This window comes from Corynebacterium sp. MSK032, assembly GCF_030232065.1.
GTDB classification, from domain to species: Bacteria; Actinomycetota; Actinomycetes; order Mycobacteriales; family Mycobacteriaceae; genus Corynebacterium; species Corynebacterium jeikeium_D.
On record NZ_JASPJR010000003.1, the window covers coordinates 113,141 to 132,582 of the forward strand.

16 protein-coding genes and 1 pseudogene are annotated in these 19,442 nt (G+C 60.1%); 16 read left to right on the forward strand and 1 reads right to left on the reverse strand.

What is annotated here, in order from left to right:
* Positions 1-104 precede the first annotated feature (104 nt).
* Positions 105-578, reverse strand: a complete 474-nt coding sequence (locus tag QP995_RS02735) for an inorganic diphosphatase (protein ID WP_049194061.1) — start codon at positions 576-578, stop codon at positions 105-107.
* A 124-nt stretch (positions 579-702) separates the two neighbouring features.
* On the opposite strand from QP995_RS02735, the gene dacB reads away from it, so the two are divergent.
* The 16 genes and pseudogenes from dacB (at position 703) to lysS (ending at position 19,332) form a co-directional block, all read left to right on the forward strand.
* The gene (gene dacB / locus QP995_RS02740; protein WP_241486363.1) at positions 703-2,187 is read left to right on the forward strand and encodes a D-alanyl-D-alanine carboxypeptidase/D-alanyl-D-alanine endopeptidase; all 1,485 of its coding nucleotides are present in this window, start codon (positions 703-705) and stop codon (positions 2,185-2,187) included.
* A gap of 48 nt (positions 2,188-2,235) precedes the next feature.
* Entirely contained in the window at positions 2,236-3,516 is a 1,281-nt protein-coding gene (locus QP995_RS02745; protein ID WP_049171905.1) for an amidase family protein, read from the forward strand.
* Positions 3,517-3,526: 10 nt separating this feature from the next.
* The gene (tilS, locus tag QP995_RS02750; protein ID WP_284852883.1) at positions 3,527-4,600 is read left to right on the forward strand and encodes a tRNA lysidine(34) synthetase TilS; all 1,074 of its coding nucleotides are present in this window, start codon (positions 3,527-3,529) and stop codon (positions 4,598-4,600) included.
* Between the two features lie 121 nt (positions 4,601-4,721).
* On the forward strand, positions 4,722-5,306 hold the full coding sequence (gene hpt, locus QP995_RS02755; RefSeq protein WP_049190659.1) for a hypoxanthine phosphoribosyltransferase: 585 nt from the start codon (positions 4,722-4,724) through the stop codon (positions 5,304-5,306).
* 269 nt (positions 5,307-5,575) lie between these two features.
* A complete protein-coding gene (gene ftsH / locus QP995_RS02760; protein ID WP_284852884.1) occupies positions 5,576-8,254 on the forward strand; it encodes an ATP-dependent zinc metalloprotease FtsH in 2,679 nt (892 codons plus the stop codon).
* Positions 8,255-8,263: 9 nt separating this feature from the next.
* Positions 8,264-8,839, forward strand: a complete 576-nt coding sequence (folE, locus tag QP995_RS02765; RefSeq protein ID WP_016421488.1) for a GTP cyclohydrolase I FolE — start codon at positions 8,264-8,266, stop codon at positions 8,837-8,839.
* Between the two features lie 86 nt (positions 8,840-8,925).
* Positions 8,926-9,867, forward strand: coding sequence for a dihydropteroate synthase (gene folP, locus QP995_RS02770; protein ID WP_069359001.1), 942 nt, complete (start codon positions 8,926-8,928; stop codon positions 9,865-9,867).
* A gap of 5 nt (positions 9,868-9,872) precedes the next feature.
* The gene (gene folB / locus QP995_RS02775) at positions 9,873-10,277 is read left to right on the forward strand and encodes a dihydroneopterin aldolase (RefSeq protein ID WP_070858972.1); all 405 of its coding nucleotides are present in this window, start codon (positions 9,873-9,875) and stop codon (positions 10,275-10,277) included.
* Positions 10,274-10,786, forward strand: coding sequence for a 2-amino-4-hydroxy-6-hydroxymethyldihydropteridine diphosphokinase (folK, locus tag QP995_RS02780; protein ID WP_147739752.1), 513 nt, complete (start codon positions 10,274-10,276; stop codon positions 10,784-10,786). The genes folB and folK overlap by 4 nt, the downstream gene beginning before the upstream one ends.
* Before the next feature lie 2 nt (positions 10,787-10,788).
* Positions 10,789-11,295, forward strand: a complete 507-nt coding sequence (locus QP995_RS02785; RefSeq protein ID WP_049171898.1) for a DUF3180 domain-containing protein — start codon at positions 10,789-10,791, stop codon at positions 11,293-11,295.
* On the forward strand, positions 11,292-12,563 hold the full coding sequence (locus tag QP995_RS02790) for a DUF6779 domain-containing protein (protein WP_070858973.1): 1,272 nt from the start codon (positions 11,292-11,294) through the stop codon (positions 12,561-12,563). Before QP995_RS02785 ends, QP995_RS02790 begins: the two co-directional genes overlap by 4 nt.
* A gap of 64 nt (positions 12,564-12,627) precedes the next feature.
* A complete protein-coding gene (locus QP995_RS02795; RefSeq protein WP_049194053.1) occupies positions 12,628-13,548 on the forward strand; it encodes a Rossmann-like and DUF2520 domain-containing protein in 921 nt (306 codons plus the stop codon).
* Positions 13,549-13,645: 97 nt separating this feature from the next.
* Positions 13,646-14,587: pseudogene (panC, locus tag QP995_RS02800) on the forward strand (pantoate--beta-alanine ligase); the annotation flags it as partial.
* Positions 14,588-14,901: 314 nt separating this feature from the next.
* Positions 14,902-15,324 carry an aspartate 1-decarboxylase gene (gene panD / locus QP995_RS02805; RefSeq protein WP_016421480.1) on the forward strand — a complete coding sequence of 141 codons (423 nt, stop codon included), beginning with the start codon at positions 14,902-14,904 and terminating at the stop codon, positions 15,322-15,324.
* Between the two features lie 247 nt (positions 15,325-15,571).
* Complete coding sequence (locus QP995_RS02810) at positions 15,572-17,749, forward strand: PhoX family protein (RefSeq protein ID WP_049171890.1); 2,178 nt, start codon at positions 15,572-15,574, stop codon at positions 17,747-17,749.
* Between the two features lie 50 nt (positions 17,750-17,799).
* Complete coding sequence (gene lysS / locus QP995_RS02815) at positions 17,800-19,332, forward strand: lysine--tRNA ligase (protein ID WP_038626637.1); 1,533 nt, start codon at positions 17,800-17,802, stop codon at positions 19,330-19,332.
* Positions 19,333-19,442: the final 110 nt, after the last annotated feature.

Consider the following 19,442-nt stretch of genomic DNA (forward strand, 5'->3'; position numbering starts at 1 on the left):
CCGGAGGAAAACTCCGACGGCCGTAGCGCTGAATCACAGGAACTGCGTCAAAGGTGCGAGCCCCAGGAAGGGAGGTTGGCTAGCGCAATTCTTACTTGTGGCTCTTACTTGTGGCGCTCGATAGCCTCAGTCAGGATGCGCTCAGCCTCAGCCTTGTCGCCCCAGCCCGAACCGGAAACTTCCTTGCCCGGCTCCAGGTCCTTGTAGTGGACGAAGAAGTGCTCAATCTCGTCCTTGGTGAACTGGGAAACATCATCGATGTCCTGGTAGTGGTCGAAGCGGACATCATCCAGGACGCACAGCAGCTTGTCGTCGCCGCCGGCCTCGTCGGTCATCTTGAAAACGCCGAGCGGACGAGCCTTGACAATAACGCCCGGGAAAACCGGCTCCGGCAGGATCACGAGAGCGTCCAACGGGTCGCCATCTTCGCCGAGGGTTTCATCGATGAAGCCGTAGTCGGCCGGGTAGGCCATTGGGGTGAACAGGTAGCGGTCGAGGTAGACCTTGCCGGTCTCGTGGTCGACTTCGTACTTGTTGCGCTGACCCTTCGGGATCTCAATAGTGACCTCAACGCTCACGGCGATGACTCCTTATAATCGGTGTACACTTCTCTGACGGCTATCTTATGCGAAACCCGCTCAAAACCGTTTATTTGTGCACCTTAAGTGAGGTTTTGTTTCCAGGAAGAAGGTGTTTGTGACCGTGGGCAGTACCGACTCTGACAGCTCCAAAACCGCCGCTAAGGGCACGGAAAAATCGCCCAGTTCCGTAAAATCCGGCAAGTCCAAGAAGTCGCGTGGACTGAAAATCGGCGGTGCCATCGCCGGTGTTCTCGTTATCGCAGCGGGCAGCGGCGTAGCGGTTGTCGTCAATAACAATCGTCAGATTGTGGTCGATGCGCCGCCCGCCGTCAGTCAAGCTTCTGTTCCCGTGACGGCTGCGCAGTCTTCGCTTGACGACGGCACTCTGGCCCAAAAAGTCAGCGCCATCATGGACGCTGCTGCGGCTGATCCAGCCTTCGGTGAGCTGCATGGAATTGTCAGCGATGCTTCGACCGGCCAGAAACTGTGGGGGATCAATGACACCGCGGTGGCCTTGCCGGCGTCCAGCATGAAGATTCTCACCGCGTCTGCCGCACTGTTGGACTTAGGTGAAGATCATCGGGTTTCCACCCGCGTCTCCCGGGTTACGGGGACTAATGACATCGTTTTGCACGGCGGGGGCGACCCTACCTTAAGCAAGGACGGGGAAGGGTTCTTCCAGGACTCGGCTTCAATCGCTGAGTTGGCGAAAAAGATTTCCGTGGTCATTCCGGAGGGGGTCGGCAAGGTTTATCTCGACAACTCTCTATTCACCGAGAGTTTCCACGAGACCTGGGAGCGCGAGGGGTTGGAGGACGGCTACATCGCACCGGTGGAGTCGGTGATGATGGATGCCGGTCGTATCGATCCGACGAATGAAGAATCGCAGCGCAGCGCCACGCCCGCTGCGGATGCAGCTGATGCGCTGGCCAAGGCGCTTGGTGCGGAAAACGGAGGCAGCCTGAGGGATGCAGCCAAGGATGGTCAGTCACTACCTCTGGACCCAGACATTGTTGCGCTCGTGCAGTCGGCTCCGCTAGTTACCCGTGTGCACGAGATGATGATTTACAGCGACAACGTGCTCGCAGAGTCCATTGCCCGTGAGGTGGCTATCTCTCGCGGTCTGCCGCCGACCTTTGAGGGGGCCGCACGTGCCGTGCGTGACACTCTCGCGGAGCACGGTTTTCCTCTCGATGGTGCGGTGCTGTCGGACTCCAGCGGCCTGAGCACGGATAACCGTATTTCTCCGCAGCATCTCTCCGAGGTGCTCAATTCCGCCGCGGGGCCGGTGGAATCGGCTGAGCAGGGAGGACTGGCGGAGTCGCAGGAGTCGTCGGAAAGCACTGCGTTGCGGTTGCGCCCACTGTTGGACAGCCTGCCGGTGGCGGCAGTGTCCGGCACTCTGGCGACGCGCTTTGCTGGTCAGTCCGGGGCGGGCATCGTCCGTGCGAAGACAGGCACGCTGAATAAAGCCTCGGCGCTGGCGGGGTATGTGGTGACGAAGTCGGGGCAGGTGCTGACGTTCGCATTTATTTCCAATGAAGCGAGCCTGTTGCCAGCAAGAGCTGCGGCGGATAAAGCAGCGAGCGCACTGGCAGATATCTAAACTGAGATTCATTTACCACTGAAAATAATTTGAGGAGATGAATCCGCAATGGCCTCTCACACTTCCGCGATTAGGAACTTGCCAACCGTTCACGAGATTGCCGCACTGGTTCGCGAGGGAAAGCTAAGCCCGGTGGACAGCGTGCAGCGCAGTCTCGACGCTATCGCCAGACTGGATGGAGGGATTCATGCCTTCCGTGAAGTGTGGGTGGATAGGGCTCTGCAGGCTGCGCGGGAACTCGAGCACAGCGAGAACCTCTCGGAGTTGCCGCTCGCAGGTGTGCCATTCGCGCTGAAGGAAAACACCGCTCTAGAGAACCCGTTTGTCCAGCAGTTGACTAGCGCCGGTGCAATCGCAGTGGGAACTACGGTGAATCCGCAGTTCTGTACGTGGGGGACGACGACGCTGCCGGGGCTGGCCGTCGACAATCCGATTCTGCCGGGGCACACTCCGGGTGGGTCCTCCGGCGGATCCGCAGCGGCTGTCGCCGCTGGGATGGTTCCGTTTGCGCAGGGCAACGACGGCATGGGGTCACTGCGTATCCCTGCAGCGTGCTGCGGGCTTTCGACCCTGAAGGCGACCCCGGGAACAATGCCGGGGCGCGTGGGCGGCAATGACTGGTACGGAATGTCTGTCCAAGGGGTGCTCACAGTCAACAACGAGGACTTGCGCCTGATTACCAAGATCCTCACAAATGGCATGGTGGATGCGGAGGATCCGGCGAAGACCCTGCCTGAAAACTTCGCCGTCAGCGTGGACACCACTGCGCCCGTATTCGGGTTAAAGGCTGCACCGGAGTACGTCGATGCGGCGCAACAGGCGGCGAGAGTATTCGCGGACAAGGGCTTTGCGGTGACGGAAAAGAACATGCCGTACCCGCTGAACCCACTGCCGATGCTCGCGCGCTGGACTGCGGGGGTGGCGGATCAGCTGCGCGACGAGCCGCGCCCTGATCACCTGGAGTGGCGCAACCGAGTCCACGCCGGCATTGGTCGCTTGCTGCGTTTCACAATCAATGGCCGCCAAGTGGCACGCGATGGCGCCCGCATCGAGCGTGAGCTGCCGGGTGACACCATTTTGATTACCCCAGCTTTGGCCAAGAATCCACCGCGGATCCGCGCATGGCATCGCATGCCCTGGATTGTGAACCTGTTGTCCAATCTGCGCTTCACTCCTTACGTTTCGACGTGGAATTACCTGGGTTTCCCGGCCGGCATCGTTGTGGAGCCGACTTCTGGATTGCCGGTGCAGCTGATTGCCCGCCCGACTCAGGAGCGAATTCTGCTCACGGCGATGGAGACCATCGCAAGTGGTGGGCGCGTTGGCTAGACCTTCCACGTTGGCTAGGCCTTTTTGGCCGGACCGCAGCCCTCATTTCCTCATCATTCGGCAAGCTGTCCGCGCGATAGTGCCGCAGGTGGGGCAGGAGTTGGGCGGCGGTATCGTCATTGGGCTTTCCGGCGGTGCGGATTCGCTCGCCCTGACCGCCGGGGCCTGTGCGGAAGCTTTCGGGTCCAAGGGGGCACTGGCCGGCCGCAACGTTCACGCCGTCGTCGTTGATCATCAGCTTCAGCAGGGCTCTGCAGAAGTCGCTGAGTGCGCCGCCCACATAGCTCGGGGGATGGGGGCTACGGCCGAGGTTATCGCGGTCGATATCAATAACGATTCCGACCGCGGTCCCGAATACGAGGCGCGTTTGGCTCGACACCGAGTCCTACGGCAGATCGCCCAATCTCGAGGTGCGGCACTGATGCTCGCCCACACGTTGGACGACCAGGCGGAAACAGTTTTGCTGCGACTGGCCAGAGGGGGCGGCCCGCAGGCGCTGTCCGCTATCCGAGACAATCTCACGTGGTCGGACGGGACTCGGATTCTGCGTCCGCTGCTCGGTGTGCGACGCACCGACACTCAGCGCTGCTGTGAAGAGCTGGGCCTAAAAGTCTGGCATGACCCACACAACCAGGACGACCATTACGCCCGCGTCCGGGTTCGAAAGACGATTTTGCCGCTGCTGGAGCAGGAGCTGGGTCCGGGAGTTGCGGAAAACCTTGCTAAGACCGCGGGGATTGCAGCAGTCGACAATGACTTTTTGGACGCTCACGCCGATTCGGCTCTGCATGCGCTGCTGGGGGAGGAAGAGGCGTCGGCAAGCGGGAGCCTGTCTGTGCGAGGGGTGGCTGAGCTTGACGACGCCATCGCGGTGCGTGTCCTCGCACGTTGGTTGCGGCAGGCGGGTGCGGAGCCCAGCAGTAAACAGATCGACATGGTGATGGCGCTCGTGCACCGCTATCACGGCCAGGGCGAAGTGCCGGTGACCCGCGGTCGCGATGGTGCTGACAGAAATGCCAGGTTGGTCGTTGAGCGAAAAGATGGCACTCTACAATTGGTAATGAATCGTCCCGCGGTGCCTTAAGAAGGGTGCCGCAATCCAACTTCCGGCGGCTGAGAACAATCGGTTGCCATAACCCTGAACTTGCACTGGGGCAGTTACGCTCCATCGACACGCCGCCATAGAAGTGCGGAAAGGAAATGCGATGCATGATGTGAAGGATTTCAACGTCCCCGCAAACCCCTACGGCGATGAGGTAGAGGCAGTTCTCATTGGCGAAGAGGAGCTGCATGCTCGCATTGCCGAGATGGCGCATCGTGTGAATGAGAAGTACAAGGATGCCGACAACGATCTGATTCTGGTCGCAGTGCTCAAGGGTGCGGTGTTCTTCCTGACTGACTTCGCTCGTCAGCTCAGCATTCCCAGCCAGATGGAGTTCATGGCGGTTTCCAGTTACGGAAACTCCACCTCGTCGTCAGGCGTGGTGCGTATTTTGAAGGACCTGGATCGCGATATTGAGGGACGCGATGTTGTGATCGTCGAGGACATCATTGACTCCGGCCTGACCCTGTCCTGGTTGATGAAGAACCTGCGCAACCGTAATCCGCGCTCCCTGGAGGTCATTACGCTGTTGCGTAAGCCAGAGGCTGTGCGCACCAGCCTGGATGTTGCGGATGTTGGCTTCGACATTCCGAACGAGTTCGTCATCGGTTACGGCCTGGATTACGCCGAGCGCTACCGCGATTTGCCGTACGTCGGCACGCTTCACCCGCGCGTTTACCAGGGCTAGGTCTGTCTTCGGCGCTTATTGCACAGTGCCGATGCTTGACGACGGGCATTGCGCGCTTACCCTCCCGCAGTTCTAGCTGTCTTCTAGCTGTGAAAAGTAGGAGTTGGAAACTTTTTTCGGTTGCGATGCGTTATGCCTACTGTGGGGTCAGGTGCCATGAGCCCTGGCCCCACGTTGTGTCATTGATGTGTCTTCGAGAAGAACTCGTTGATGCGTACAATTAATAAAAGCAACTAATAGATGTAGAGAGCGAAAAGCGAACCCACTGTATGGACAAGAAAAAGGTGTTCCGGTTTGCCACCGTTGCCGGCATCATCCTGATTATCCTCTTTGCTATTACTCAGCTGGCGGATGATTCCCGGGAATACCGCGAGGTGGATACGTCCGTTGCCCTGACCCAGTTGGATAAGGGCAATGTCACGGAAGCTCAGATTGACGATCGTGAACAGCGAATTCGCCTCACCCTGAAGAAGGGCGTGGAGGTCGAAGGTACTGAGGACGTCACGAAGGTGATGACCAAGTACCCAGCGCGTGCGACCGACCAAGTCTTTGACAAGGTCACCGCCGCCAAGGGTATGGAGAAGTTCGATACCAAGGTCACGCAGGATTCCTTCCTGATGTCCACCTTGGGCTTCCTGCTGCCGATGGTGATCTTCTTCTTCGTCATCATGTACTTCTTCAGCCGCATGCAAGGCGGCAAGAACGGCATGTTCGGCTTTGGTGGCAACCGCGCCAAGCTGCTGAACAAGGAGACCCCGACCAATACGTTCGAGGATGTTGCTGGTGCCGATGAGGCCGTCCAGGAGCTCGACGAGATTAGGGATTTCCTGCAGCACCCAGCTCGCTACGAAGAGCTCGGCGCGAAGATTCCGCGTGGTGTTCTGCTCTACGGTCCTCCCGGTACCGGTAAGACCTTGCTGGCCCGCGCCGTCGCTGGTGAGGCAGGAGTGCCTTTCTACACCATCTCGGGTTCGGACTTCGTTGAAATGTTCGTCGGTGTCGGTGCCTCTCGTGTCCGTGACCTGTTTAATCAGGCCAAGGAAAACAGCCCGTGCATTATCTTCATCGACGAGATTGACGCCGTCGGTCGCCAGCGTGGTGCCGGTATGGGCGGCGGCCATGATGAGCGTGAGCAAACCCTGAACCAGCTGCTGGTGGAGATGGATGGTTTTGGTGATCGTCAGGGTGTGATCATCATGGCTGCGACCAACCGTCCGGATATTCTCGACCCGGCGCTGCTGCGTCCGGGCCGTTTTGACCGACAGATTCCGGTGGGCGCACCAGACCTGAAGGGCCGCGAGGCAATTCTGAAGGTCCACGCCCGGAACAAGCCGCTTGGGCCGGATGCGGATCTGACGTCGCTGGCGAAGCGCACCGCCGGTATGAGCGGTGCTGATCTGCAGAACGTGCTGAATGAAGCTGCGCTGCTGACTGCTCGCGTCAACGGCAACATCATTACTGCGGATGCGTTGGAAGAGGCAGTCGACCGAGTTATCGGCGGTCCGCGCCGTACCTCCAAGGTGATTTCCGAGCAGGAGAAGAAGGTCACCGCCTACCACGAGGGTGGCCACACCCTGGCTGCGTGGGCGCTGAAGGACATTGAGCGTGTTTACAAGGTCACCATCTTGGCTCGCGGTCGCACTGGTGGACATGCGCTGACCGTCCCCGAGGACGACAAGGGCATGTATAACCTGCCAGAGCTCTTTGCCCGTCTGGTCTTCGCCATGGGTGGTCGCGCTGCCGAGGAGCTGGTGTTCGGATTGCCGACTACCGGTGCTTCTGCCGATATTGAGCAGGCCACCAAGATTGCTCGCGCCATGGTGACCGAGTACGGCATGTCGCCGGAGCTCGGCCCGGTGAAGTACGGGGAGGAGCAGGGCGACCCGTTCGTCGGCCGCGGTGGCAGCGGCTCTCTGGACTACTCTCCGGAGGTGGCAGCAACCATTGATCAGCAGGTTCGTTTGCTGATCAATAAGGCTCATGACGAGGCCTACGCCATCTTGAAGGAAAACCGCGACACTCTCGATGTTCTGGCTGAGAAACTGCTGGAGAAGGAGACTCTGCGTCGTCCGGATCTGGAAGTTATCTTCACCGATGTCGTTCCCCGTGAGCGCCTGAACTTCTTCGATAGCGACACTAAGCACCCGGCCGATGGCCTCGAGCCGGTGAAGACACCGGTGGAGTTGGCAATCGAGCGCGGCGAGGAACCGCCGAAGCGTGTCAACATCTTCGCGCCGGTGCGCCGCCGCGAACCAGAGAACCAGGACGCGGGCAACAACGGCAATGGTCAGGGGCCGGCAGGCTCCGCTGGTGCCGGTAATGCTAGTGTCCCGGGTCTGCCGGGCGCCCAGCAGGACCGACCGAATGTTCCGGTTTACGGTGGCACCCCACCGCCGGCTGGTTGGACCGCTCCAGGTTGGCCGCCGAAGGATACCGGCAGCACGCACGGTTCGGCTCCCGCACCGGCACCGGCGCCTGCGCCGACTCCTCGCCCGGAGGGGCAGAACCAGCCGGGTTCGCAGGAAGGCCAGGGCAACGCGCGTGGCCAGCACCCGGGCACTGCTAACTACCCGGCAGGTGCGCCGGACTTCGGCTCGAAGGCAACCGGTACTGGTAGCAGCGGTGGCAACGGCCCCGCGAATATCCCTGCCCCTCCGAAGATGCCGTGGGACAGGCAGGGCGGACGTCACCGCCAGGACAACTCTGGCAGCGATGCCACCCCGACTACGGTGATGCCGTCGGCAGGACAACAGCAGGAGCTGCGCGGATTCCGCCTGCCGGATAACGAGCAGCCGGAACACACAGAACGTCCGGAAAACCCGAAGAACGCCGACAACTCCGATGACAAGGGGGCACAGATGCACGATTCGGATAAGGACGGCGTCGTCAAGCGAAACGAAGACAACAGCGCCTGGCAGGACAAGCCGGACACCAACGAGGAGCGATAAGTACACATCATGGAGCGCGAATTCGATCAGGGGCGGGCCGAGGCTGCGGTTCGTGAACTGTTGATTGCCGTCGGTGAGGATCCCGACAGGGAAGGCCTGAAGGAGACACCGGCGCGAGTGGCGCGAGCCTACCGTGAGGTTTTCGCGGGCCTGTTTGAAGATCCGTCTGAGGTGCTGGCAAAGACCTTCAACGAGGATCATCAAGAACTCGTTTTGGTGAAGGACATCCCGATTTACTCCACCTGTGAGCACCATTTGGTGCCGTTCTTCGGCGTTGCCCACATTGGTTACATCCCGGGCAAGGACGGTCGTGTGACGGGCCTGTCCAAGCTCGCTCGTCTGGTCGATGGCTATGCGAAGCGCCCGCAGGTGCAGGAGCGTCTGACCAGTCAGGTTGCGGATGCCTTGGTGGAGCGGCTGGATCCGGCCTCGGCGATCGTCGTCATTGAAGCGGAGCATCTCTGCATGGCCATGCGCGGTATCCGCAAACCGGGTGCGCGCACGGTGACCTCAGCCGTCCGCGGTGGCTTCAAGACGGATGCCCGTTCGCGCGCAGAGGCAATGGCGCTCATCCGCAAGAGCTAACGCAACAGTTAAATGGTCGATTGGAAAGGCTGGACAACAAGGTGACTGAATCCCCCTTGCAAGCGCAGGCAGGACAGCCGGCGGAGATGGGTATCGAGAATCAGCTCTGCAAAGTGATGGGCATTGTCAACGTCACCGAGGACAGCTTTTCCGATGGCGGCCTGTACAAGACCTTCGACGCGGCGATTGCCCATGCGCACGAGCTGCTCGCTGAAGGCGCACATATTCTCGACATCGGTGGCGAGTCCACTCGCCCCGGCGCACACCGCGTTTCCGAGGATGAGGAAATTGCCCGAGTCGTGCCGGTGGTCCGTGAGCTCGCGGCAGACGGGCACCTGATCAGCGTCGATACTATGCGCGCAAGTGTCGCAGAGGCAGCAATCGCCGAGGGCGCGGTGTTCATCAACGATGTCTCCGGCGGTCTCGCAGACCCCAACATGTACGCAGTCTGCGCCGATGCCGATGTGCCCATCTGCCTGATGCACTGGAAGACCGATCGCTTCGGCTCCGCTTCTGGACGCGCCGAAACTCACCCGGACGGCATTGTCGCCGATGTCCGTGAGCACCTGCTTCAGCTTGTCGACGGTGCCATGGGCGCCGGCATCGCCGAGGAAAATATTGTCCTCGACCCAGGCCTGGGCTTTGCCAAGAACGCCGATGACAATTGGGCGCTCCTCCACGGCCTGCCGGAGCTTATTGACCTCGGTTTCCCCGTGTTGGTCGGTGCTTCCCGCAAGCGTTTCGCCGCCGCCGTCGGCAGTGAGGCACGCGCACCAAAGCAGGCTGATGCTGCGACTACCGCAATTTCCGCGCTGTCCGCAGCGGCGGGCGCATGGGCGGTTCGAGTTCACAATGTGGCCGACAACCTCGACGCAGTGCGGGTGGCGCAGGCATGGAACCTTGGCCGCTCACTGACCGGTTACACCGCGGCCGGCGACTATCCGGAAGGTGGCTCTAACCGCGCTGCACAGCACGATGAGTCTCCTGCTGAATCGCCAGCCGAAGCGGCTCTGGAAGGAGACGAGTAGAAACAGTGGCTGATCGAATTGAACTCAAAGGTCTGAAAGCCCGCGGCTACCACGGCTGTCTCGACTTCGAGCGCCGCGATGGCCAGGACTTCATCTGTGATGTCACCCTGTGGTTGGATTTCTCCGGTGCCGCTGCCAGCGACGAGCTGGACGACACCGTCAACTACGCCGACATCGCAGCCACAGCGCACGGAATTTTGACCGGCACTCCGCGCAACCTCATCGAAACCGTCGCGACCGAGATTGCCGAAGCAGTGCTTGCCGACGACGATGGCCGCGCCGAACGCGGATTGTCCCCACTGTTACATGCGGTGGAAGTAACCATTCACAAACCGCATGCGCCCATTCCGCTCGACTTTGATGACGCTGCGGTAACAGCCCGCCGTTCGCGGAAGAACCGGTTAGCATGATTCGCGCCGTTCTTTCTATCGGCGCGAACATGGACCGCGCGCGAGAAAACCTAACTGGTGTGCAGGCCTTCTTCGCCGATGAATTGGTCGCAGCCTCAAAAATTTATGCCACCCCACCTTGGGGTGGGGTAGAGCAGGGTGACTTCCTCAATGCCGTGCTCATTGTCGATACGTCCCGGACACCAATGGAGCTGCTGGAAGCTGGTTGGAAACTGGAAAATGACGCTGGTCGAGTGCGCGAAATTCACTGGGGGCCACGGGCGCTCGACGTGGACATTGTGCAGGTCATCGACAAGGACACCGGCGAGGAGATCATCTCTGACGATTCGACTCTGACCCTGCCACATCCGTGGGCAACCGAGCGTGCCTTTGTACTGGTGCCGTGGCTCGATGCCGACCCGGATGCCGAATTGGAGGGAGTTCGGGTCGCGGAACTCGTCGATAAGCTGGCACCTGAAGACGTAAACGCAGTGCGTCTAGCAGACAGCGCGGATGGAGAAGAGGCCTAGAGATGAAACCGACCTCACCGATTACGTTGGCTGCATCTGCGCTGGTTCTCGCGCTGGCGTCATGGATGATCCTGGCACAGTTTTTCGGTGCGCTCGGACCGCGAAGTTGGTGGGACCTGGGGTTTCCCTGGTTGCTCACAGCCGTCTGTGTGGCAGCAGCGCGGTGGATTAAGTCGGTATTGAAAGAAGGGAAGGTCGGGCAGGATCGCAGCCAGGTGCAGCCGTTAACGTTGTCGCGATGGCTGGTGGTCGGTACGGCATCCGCATGGTTGGGGGCGATTCTCGGAGGTTTGTACGCCGGTGGCGTGCTGTGGGCTTTGCCGAAGTGGACGGAGCTTGCGGCTGCACAGGCCGACGGACCGATCATGATTGTCGGCACAGTATCCGGCATTTTGCTCGCTGCGGCGGGGCTGTGGCTGGAAAAAGTTTGCCAATTGCCAACTGATGGCGAAAATTCTTCGCCTCCTAGCGGGGAAATGGGAACTAACTCGGTAGGGTGGGAGTTATGACTGACCTCTCCAACGCCGGTAATGACCCGAAGCGCTCGGGTGATGCCGCATATTTTCAGGGCGACGCGGCAGCTACTTCGTCGGATATGGCCGAGTCTCCGTCTCCGTCGCCTTCTTCAGCCTTCGAAAGCTACTCCGCTGGGGCTAACTCCGGGGCTGATGCGGCATATGCAGATGAGCAGAGCAATGATGTGACGAAATTCAGTTCTACCGATGGTATGACGGAGAAAACCGCCGTCATTCTCATGGTTGTGCTGCTGGTGCTCGCGGTGATTGCCAGTATCGTCATGCTCTTTGCCACCTCTGCCGGGTGGATGAAGGTTGCCGTGCTGCTGGCGTTGTGGTCGGCAGTTATCGGGGCTGTGCTGGTGACTCGATACCGCAAGACCATTGCGCTGGAGCGCAAGCGGTTGGAGACAATCGAGGAGCTGCACAAGGTGGAGCTTGACCGCGAGCTGGCTACTCACCGTGAGCAGGAACTGATTCTCGAGCAGAACTACCTGGACTCGCTTGAGGGCAACAACGATGACAACATTGCGGCGCTGCGCGCTGAGGTCTTTGCACTGCGCGCCCAGCTTGCTGAGTTCATGGGGGAGGATTTCGACGACGAGCAGGTTGCTCTTCGCGCCCAGGCCGAGCGTCTGCGTGAGCTCGACTCGCCACAGCAAGCCTCGCCGATGAAGGATCCGACCGGTCACGACCGGCCGACACCACGCGCGACTTCCCACCGTGCTGAGATGACCGCTAACGGCACTGTCGGCGCTCATACCCAGCACGGCGGCACGGGCTCCGCATCCTCCGCTTCGCCGGTTGAAGATGCCGAGGCCACCGACATGCGCCGTACATTCTCGCCGTCTGGTCAGCCGGTTGACGTCCACGAAGTCGCCGATTCCAAGGATGACGAAACCGTTTCCAAGGAGAAGTTCTCCACTAACTCTTTCCGCGCCATCAACTGGCAGGAAACCCCGGCCGAGGACGCTGCAGAGGATGATTCTCAGGGCGGTGCTCACGAGGCACACGGTGCACGGCACCCATTCGCTGCGCCGGAATCGGACGACGCCTCGGACTCTCCGACTCGCCAGCTGCAGGCCATTCGCGATGAGGACCTCGCAGAAGAGCCAGCTCAGAAACCGGCTCAGGCTCCTGAGCAGGAGCCTGCAAGCCATGGTCGGCGCCGTGCTGAGGACAATAAGGGCAGCCTGACGGTTGCCGAGCTGATGGCGCAGATGCGCAAGAAGAGGGAGCAGCGCGCGGACGAAGAGGCCTAGTCGCTTACCGAGTGTGCGCGGCCTACTCACCGCACATAGCTGGTTTGGTCTAACCTAGTCAGTCATGACGCAAAGCCAGCATGATTCCCATCCCCATCGGACAACCGCTCCGCGGTTGGCGGTGGGGATTATTTCTGCCGGAAAAGTCGGGGTCGCGCTCGGCCAGGCGTTAGAGCGCTGTGGGCATCGTGTCACTCACGTGGTCGCGCGCTCACCAGAATCTGTCACACGAGCGCATCTACGTCTCCCGAACGCACAGGTTAGTAGCATTGCCGACACAGCTTCCACCTGCGAGCTCATCGTCATCGCCGTGCCGGATCGCGCCATCGCAGAGGTCGCCGAGGACGTCGCCCGCCATGTCGGCCCCGGACGCATCGTCATGCATACTTCTGGTTCCCTCGGGCGTGCCGTGCTCGATCCGGTCGCACTCACCGGCGCGCTGACCATCGCCGCCCATCCCGCAATGACATTCGCAGGGCTTGACGACGACTCCGAGCTCCTGACCGGCTGCCCATGGGGCATCACGGTTGGGGATGAGCTCGCGAAAACAGTCAGTGAACTGCTCATTGGTGAACTCGGCGGTCGTCCGGTGTTCATCAACGAACGTCACCGCGGTCTCTATCACGCGGCTATGGCCCATGGCTCAAACGGTCTGGGCGCAGTTGTGGTCGATGCAGTAGAAATGCTGGCAACCACTATCGGCGGAGACACCGCAGCCGAAGACACCGACCTAGCTGAGCTGCGTCGAGGCCAGGCCGCCGAGCTGCTCCGCCCACTGCTGGAAGCTTCATTGGACAATGCCTTGAGGTGGGGTTCCCGGGGGCTGACTGGCCCGGTGACGCGGGACGACCTTGGGACCGTCGTCAAGCACGAACGTGAAATTGAAGCGGTGGCACCGGAAATGGGAACCGCCTACCTGGCCCTTGCCGAGCGCATCGCCGAGCTGCGCGGCGCCAACGAGGTTTTGCGGTACCTACGCCGATGAGCTGAGCGGACTGGCTGTTCTGGTCATCCGGGATGTGGCGTAAGGTATTGCCGTCGGGCGAAAAGTTTGGTCCGGTAGATCTGAACGCGGAGGAAACATGACGGGTTATACCGCCGGAGAGACAACTGTTCACAAGACTATTGCGGGAATCGCGCAGGTCACCCGTGCGTTGCGGAAGACCGGGCGGCCGGTGGTGCTCGTACCTACGATGGGTGCGCTACACCAGGGGCACCTTGAACTAGTACAGGCCGCGAAGACGCTGCCGCGCGCTGTTGTGGTGGTGTCGATTTTCGTCAATCCTCTGCAGTTCGGTGAGGGGGAGGACTTTGACGCCTACCCGCGGACTCTGGAGGAAGACGTTGAGAAGCTCCGCGCTGTCGGTGCTGAGCTGGTCTTTGCGCCGAACGCGAAGGAGATGTACCCCAACGGTTTCCGCACGACGGTGCAGCCGGGGCCGCTGGCTTCGGAGCTCGAAGGTGCTACTCGCCCGGGGCACTTTGCCGGTGCGTTGACGGTGGTCAACAAGCTTTTCAACATCACCAACTGCACTGATGCCGTTTTTGGTGAGAAGGACTACCAGCAGCTGTGCCTGATGCAGCAGATGGTCACTGACCTGAATATGCCGGTGCAGTTGCACGGTGTACCGGTGATTCGCGAGGCCGACGGGTTGGCTATGAGCTCCCGCAACCGCTATCTGTCCGAGGAGCAGCGCAATCTCGCAGTAACCCTGTCCGCCGCGCTGACTGCTGGTGCTTTTGTCGCGGACCGTGGTGCGGATGCTGTGCTGGAAACCGCGCGTGGTGTGCTCGCCAGCCAGCCTGAAGTCGAGTTGGATTACTTGGAGCTGCGTGACGCTGCGCTCGCCCCGCTTTCCGACGAGGCGTTGCGCGGCGACGGCCAGGAGACTGAAGCTCGCCTGCTGGTTGCTGCGAAGGTCGGCACTACTCGTCTCATTGATAATGTTGGCTTGATTCTGGGTGCGCCGCGCCCGGATTCGGCAAACGGTTTCGGGCAGCTCGGGCAGAAGGACGCCGAAATTGCGTCGGCGGCTCTGTCGGCGGCGGGGCTGGACGGCGAATTGACTGAGGAAGAGGCCGCTGAGTTGGCTGAGCTGCAGGAAAAGGTTCGTGCTGCTCGAGATGCTCGTCTGAAAGATGAGTCCAGCAGAGAAACTCTGAAGAACGCTGGCTTTGGCGTTGAGCAGGACAGCGAGTAGGACGGCTTTTAGAAGTAGTTTCTCGTGGCTGGGAAGTTGTCGTATTATAGTGTGCCGACTAATAACCTGCCACGCTAAGGGGTGCCGCGGTAGGCAAGCATCCAGGGGACAAATCCAGGAAGGGACCTACCTTTTTCATGTTTCGCACTATGTTGAAGTCCAAGATTCACCGCGCCACGGTGACTCAGGCTGATCTTCACTACGTTGGATCGTGCACGATTGACGCTGATTTGATGGAAGCGGCCGACCTGCTTGAAGGTGAAGCCGTCGACATCGTCGATATCAATAATGGCAACCGGCTTACTACTTACTGCATTACCGGAGAGCGCGGCTCGGGCATCATTTCTATCAATGGTGCCGCCGCTCGTCTGATATCGCCGGGTGATCTGGTTATTATCATCGGCTACGGAATGATGGATGACGCTGAGGCGCGTACGTACAAGCCGAATGTCATCTTCGTCGATGAGGACAACAAGATTCTGGAAAGTGGCAATGACCCGGCGGATGTGCCGGAGGGTTCTGATTTGAAGAATCCGCGTAGCCCGGAGAACCAGGGCTAGTCCACGTAGCCCGCAGAGCTGGGGCTCGACTGCGTAGTTGGAGAGAAGAGTCGAGCCGGAGAACCGCAACACCAGGGTGTTCACTTTGCGTTAAAGCGCAAGTCATTAGACCGTCAGCTAAAGCTCATTGGCGAGTTGATTTTTAGAAACCGAAAGGTAACGCAACGTCCTTAGCTTCTTAGAGGATCTAAAAGTTTTAGTTTTCCATTTCCTCACCTAGTCGAAGCTATACAAAGGCGGTCTCCCCGTGGTTCGTATTGGCAAGAATCTGCTGACAAATCCTTTTGCTACCTCTCGCAGCTCTCTGACCTGCACTTACAAGTGTGGTAATGCCTGTGCTGACGATGCTCCGAACGAGTTCTCGGACAACCAGTACTTCGGTGATGTTGCGAAGGAGGCGTTCTCCCAGCGCGCATTCTCCCGTCGCGCGGCACTGAAGGTCACTGGTGCTAGTGCTCTTGCGGTCGGCGGTGGCGCCGTGCTGGCCGCTTGCTCCTCTGATGATTCGGGCAGCGCCGCAGGTGGCTCCGACGCCTCCGGTACCGCTGCTGCCGGTGACGGTAGCAAGGACGAATCGCCGGAGGGTATGCGTTTCGAAGCCGTCAAGCCGAACACGGAAGACGCAGTCGTTATCCCGGACGGCTACGAGCAGAATGTTCTGATTCGCTGGGGCGACCCAATCCACGAGGGTGGCCCGGAGTTCGACTTTGACAAGCAGACTCCGGAAAACCAGCTGAAGCAGTTCGGCTTCAACAATGACTTCGCTGGCCTGATTAAGGCTGAAGACGGCACACTGCTGTACGTTTGCTCGCACGAGTACACCACCGAGCCGATGATGTTCCGTGCCTACAAGAAAGAAGATGCCACTAAGGAGCAGGTCGACATCGGACTGGCTGCCCACGGCCAGACCATCCTTGCTGTGGAAGAGGATGACAAGGGATTCCTGAAGCCAATTCTCAGCGACAAGCGTAACCGTCGCATCACTGGCTTCACCGAATTCACAGTTGACGGCCCGGCTGCTGGTCACGATCTGCTGAAGACCAAGGCTGACCCGACCGGTATGAAGGTCGAGGGAACTTTGAACAACTGCTCCGGTGGTGTTACTCCGTGGGGTACCTACCTGTCCGGTGAGGAGAACGTTGACCAGTACTTCGGCAACGTTGGCAAGCTCAAGGACGAGGACGCAGTTAAGAAGCTCAAGCGCTACTCGGTCAAGAATGAAGAGCTGTCCGACCGCGCGTGGGAGAAGTACTACGACCGCTTCGATGTCTCCAAGGAGCCGAACGAGCCGAACCGCTTCTTCTGGCTGGTAGAGATTGACCCATCTGACCCGAACTCCACCCCGGTCAAGCACACCGCAGTGGGCCGTTTCAAGCATGAAGCCGGTCAGATTTACGTCACCGACGACGGCACGGTCGTGTGCTACTCCGGCGACGACGAGCGTTTCGAATACATCTACAAGTTCGTCTCCTCCCGCAAGATTAAGGAGGGGGACCTCAAGCACAACATGGGCATTCTGTCCGAGGGCACTCTCTACGTCGGTAAGTTCAACGGTAATTCCGAGTCCGAGATTGACGGCTCCGGTGAGCTGCCGAAGGACGGCCGTTTCGACGGTGACATTGAGTGGCTTCCGCTGATGACCGCCAAGGCAGACGGCAAGCACGAGTCCCACGTTGATGGCATGACCGCCGAAGAGGTCTGCATCTACACCCGCATCGCCGGTGACAAGGTCGGTGCGACCCGTATGGACCGCCCGGAGGATATCGAGCCGTCTCCGAAGACCGGTAAGGTCTACGCGGCGCTGACCAACAACAAGTACCGCGGTAAGGCGGGCGCGAAGGACGACAAGGGCAAGGAACGCAAGGATGGTGCAGGGCGCCCGCTTGCCGACGCCGTCGAGGTCGCACCAATCACCGAGAACAAGAATGGCCTTGTTCTGGAGATGGAAGATGACCACGCCGGTACCAAGGGCAAGTGGAACCTCCTGCTGGTCTGTGGTGACCCGAACGAGGCTTACACCTACTTCGGTGGCTTCGACAAGGAATCGGTCTCGCCAATTTCCTGCCCGGACAACGTCGCCTTTGACGAGTACGGCAACCTGTGGGTTTCCACCGACGGCAACGCGCTGGACTCCAACGACGGCCTTTTCGCCGTTGCCGTCGAAGGCGAGCGTCGTGGTGAGACCAAGTGCTTCCTGACTGTTCCGGTTGCTGCAGAGACCTGTGGTCCGCAGATCTTCTCCAACCGCGTGATGGTCAACGTCCAGCACCCGGGCGAAATCGAGACGGATCAGGGTCATCCAGTCGGCGACAACCCGGACCCGACCACCAACCCGACCTCGCACTGGCCGGACGGTGGCAAGGAGCAGCCACGCCCGGCCGTCGTTCAGGTTGTACGCACTGATGGCAAGAAGATTGGCGTCTAAAGGGCACTCAACTAGCAGGTCGGCGGTGTAGTCGGCTAACCTTTATAGCCGTGACTGACGCGAAGAAGACCCCTGAAAACACCGCCACCGTTCCTGAGCAGCTGCGCATTCGCCGCGAGAAGCGTGACCGCCTGCTCGAGGCTGGAATTCAGCCGTACCCGGTCGAGGTTCCCCGTACTCACTCTCTCAAGGATGTCCGCGAAGAGTGGGGCCACCTCGAGGCCGGCGAGGAGACTCAGGATGTCGTGACCGTCATTGGTCGTGTCATGTTTATCCGTAATACCGGCAAGCTCTGCTTTGCCGCTCTGCAGGAGGGCGACGGCACGACCCTGCAGGCCATGCTTTCCAAGGCTGAGGTCGGCGAGGACGCCCTGGCTGCTTGGAAGTCGGACGTAGATATGGGCGACTTCGTCCTCATTACTGGCCGCGTAATTTCTTCGCGCCGCGGCGAGTTGTCCGTAATGGCTACCAAGTGGCAGATGGCCTCGAAGGCTCTGCGTCCATTGCCGGTGTCGTTCGCTGATCTGTCCGAGGACAGCCGTGTGCGTCACCGTTACACGGACCTGATTATGCGTGAGCAGGCTCGTACTAACGCACTGACTCGCATCAAGGTCATCCGCGAGCTGCGCCACGCCCTTGAACGTCGCGGTTTCCTCGAGGTCGAAACCCCGATGCTGCAGACGCTGCACGGCGGTGCAGCTGCACGTCCATTCGTGACTCATTCCAACGCTTTGGACATCGATCTCTACCTGCGCATCGCGCCGGAGCTTTTCCTCAAGCGCTGCGTCGTCGGCGGTATGGAGCGAGTCTTTGAGATCAACCGTAACTTCCGTAACGAGGGCATCGACTCCTCGCACAGCCCGGAGTTCGCGATGCTGGAGTACTACGAGGCCTTCGGCACCTACGATGACTCCGCCCGCACCGTCCGCGAGGTCATTCAGGAAATCTGCGTCGCGGTCTTCGGTTCGACGACCGTTACGCTTGCCGACGGCACGGAGTTCGACTTCGGCGGCGAGTGGAAGCAGATTGAGATGTACCCGTCGCTGAACGAGGCACTTGCTCGCAAGTTCCCTGGTCAGCCGGAAGTCACCATCGACTCGACCGTCGAGGAGCTAAAAGCAATCGCCGACGTGATTGGACTTGAGGTTCCGGAGAAGGGCGGCTGGGGCCACGGCAAGCTGGTCGAGGAAATCTGGGAGCTGCTCTGTGAAGATCAGCTCGACGGTCCTATTTTCGTCCGCGACTTCCCGGTCGAGACCTCTCCGCTGACTCGTCAGCACCGCTCCAAGCCGGGTGTGACCGAGAAGTGGGATCTTTACGTCCGTGGCTTCGAGCTGGCTACCGGCTACTCCGAGCTGGTTGACCCGGTTGTCCAGCGTGAGCGCTTCGAGGACCAGGCACGTTTGGCCGCCGGTGGCGACGACGAGGCCATGGTTTTGGATGAGGACTTCCTGCACGCAATGGAACAGGGCATGCCGCCGACGACCGGTGTGGGCATGGGCATTGACCGCCTGCTGATGGCCTTGACCGGTCTCGGTATTCGCGAAACCGTGCTGTTCCCGATTGTGAAGCCGGAAGCGTAAGCGACGTTTCTTTTTAGCATGTAGTCTGCAGCGGTCAGCCGGAAAACCACGGCTGGCCGCCGAATTCATGTGTAGTTATCCCGGTGTTATCACCGGGATTATTTTTATCC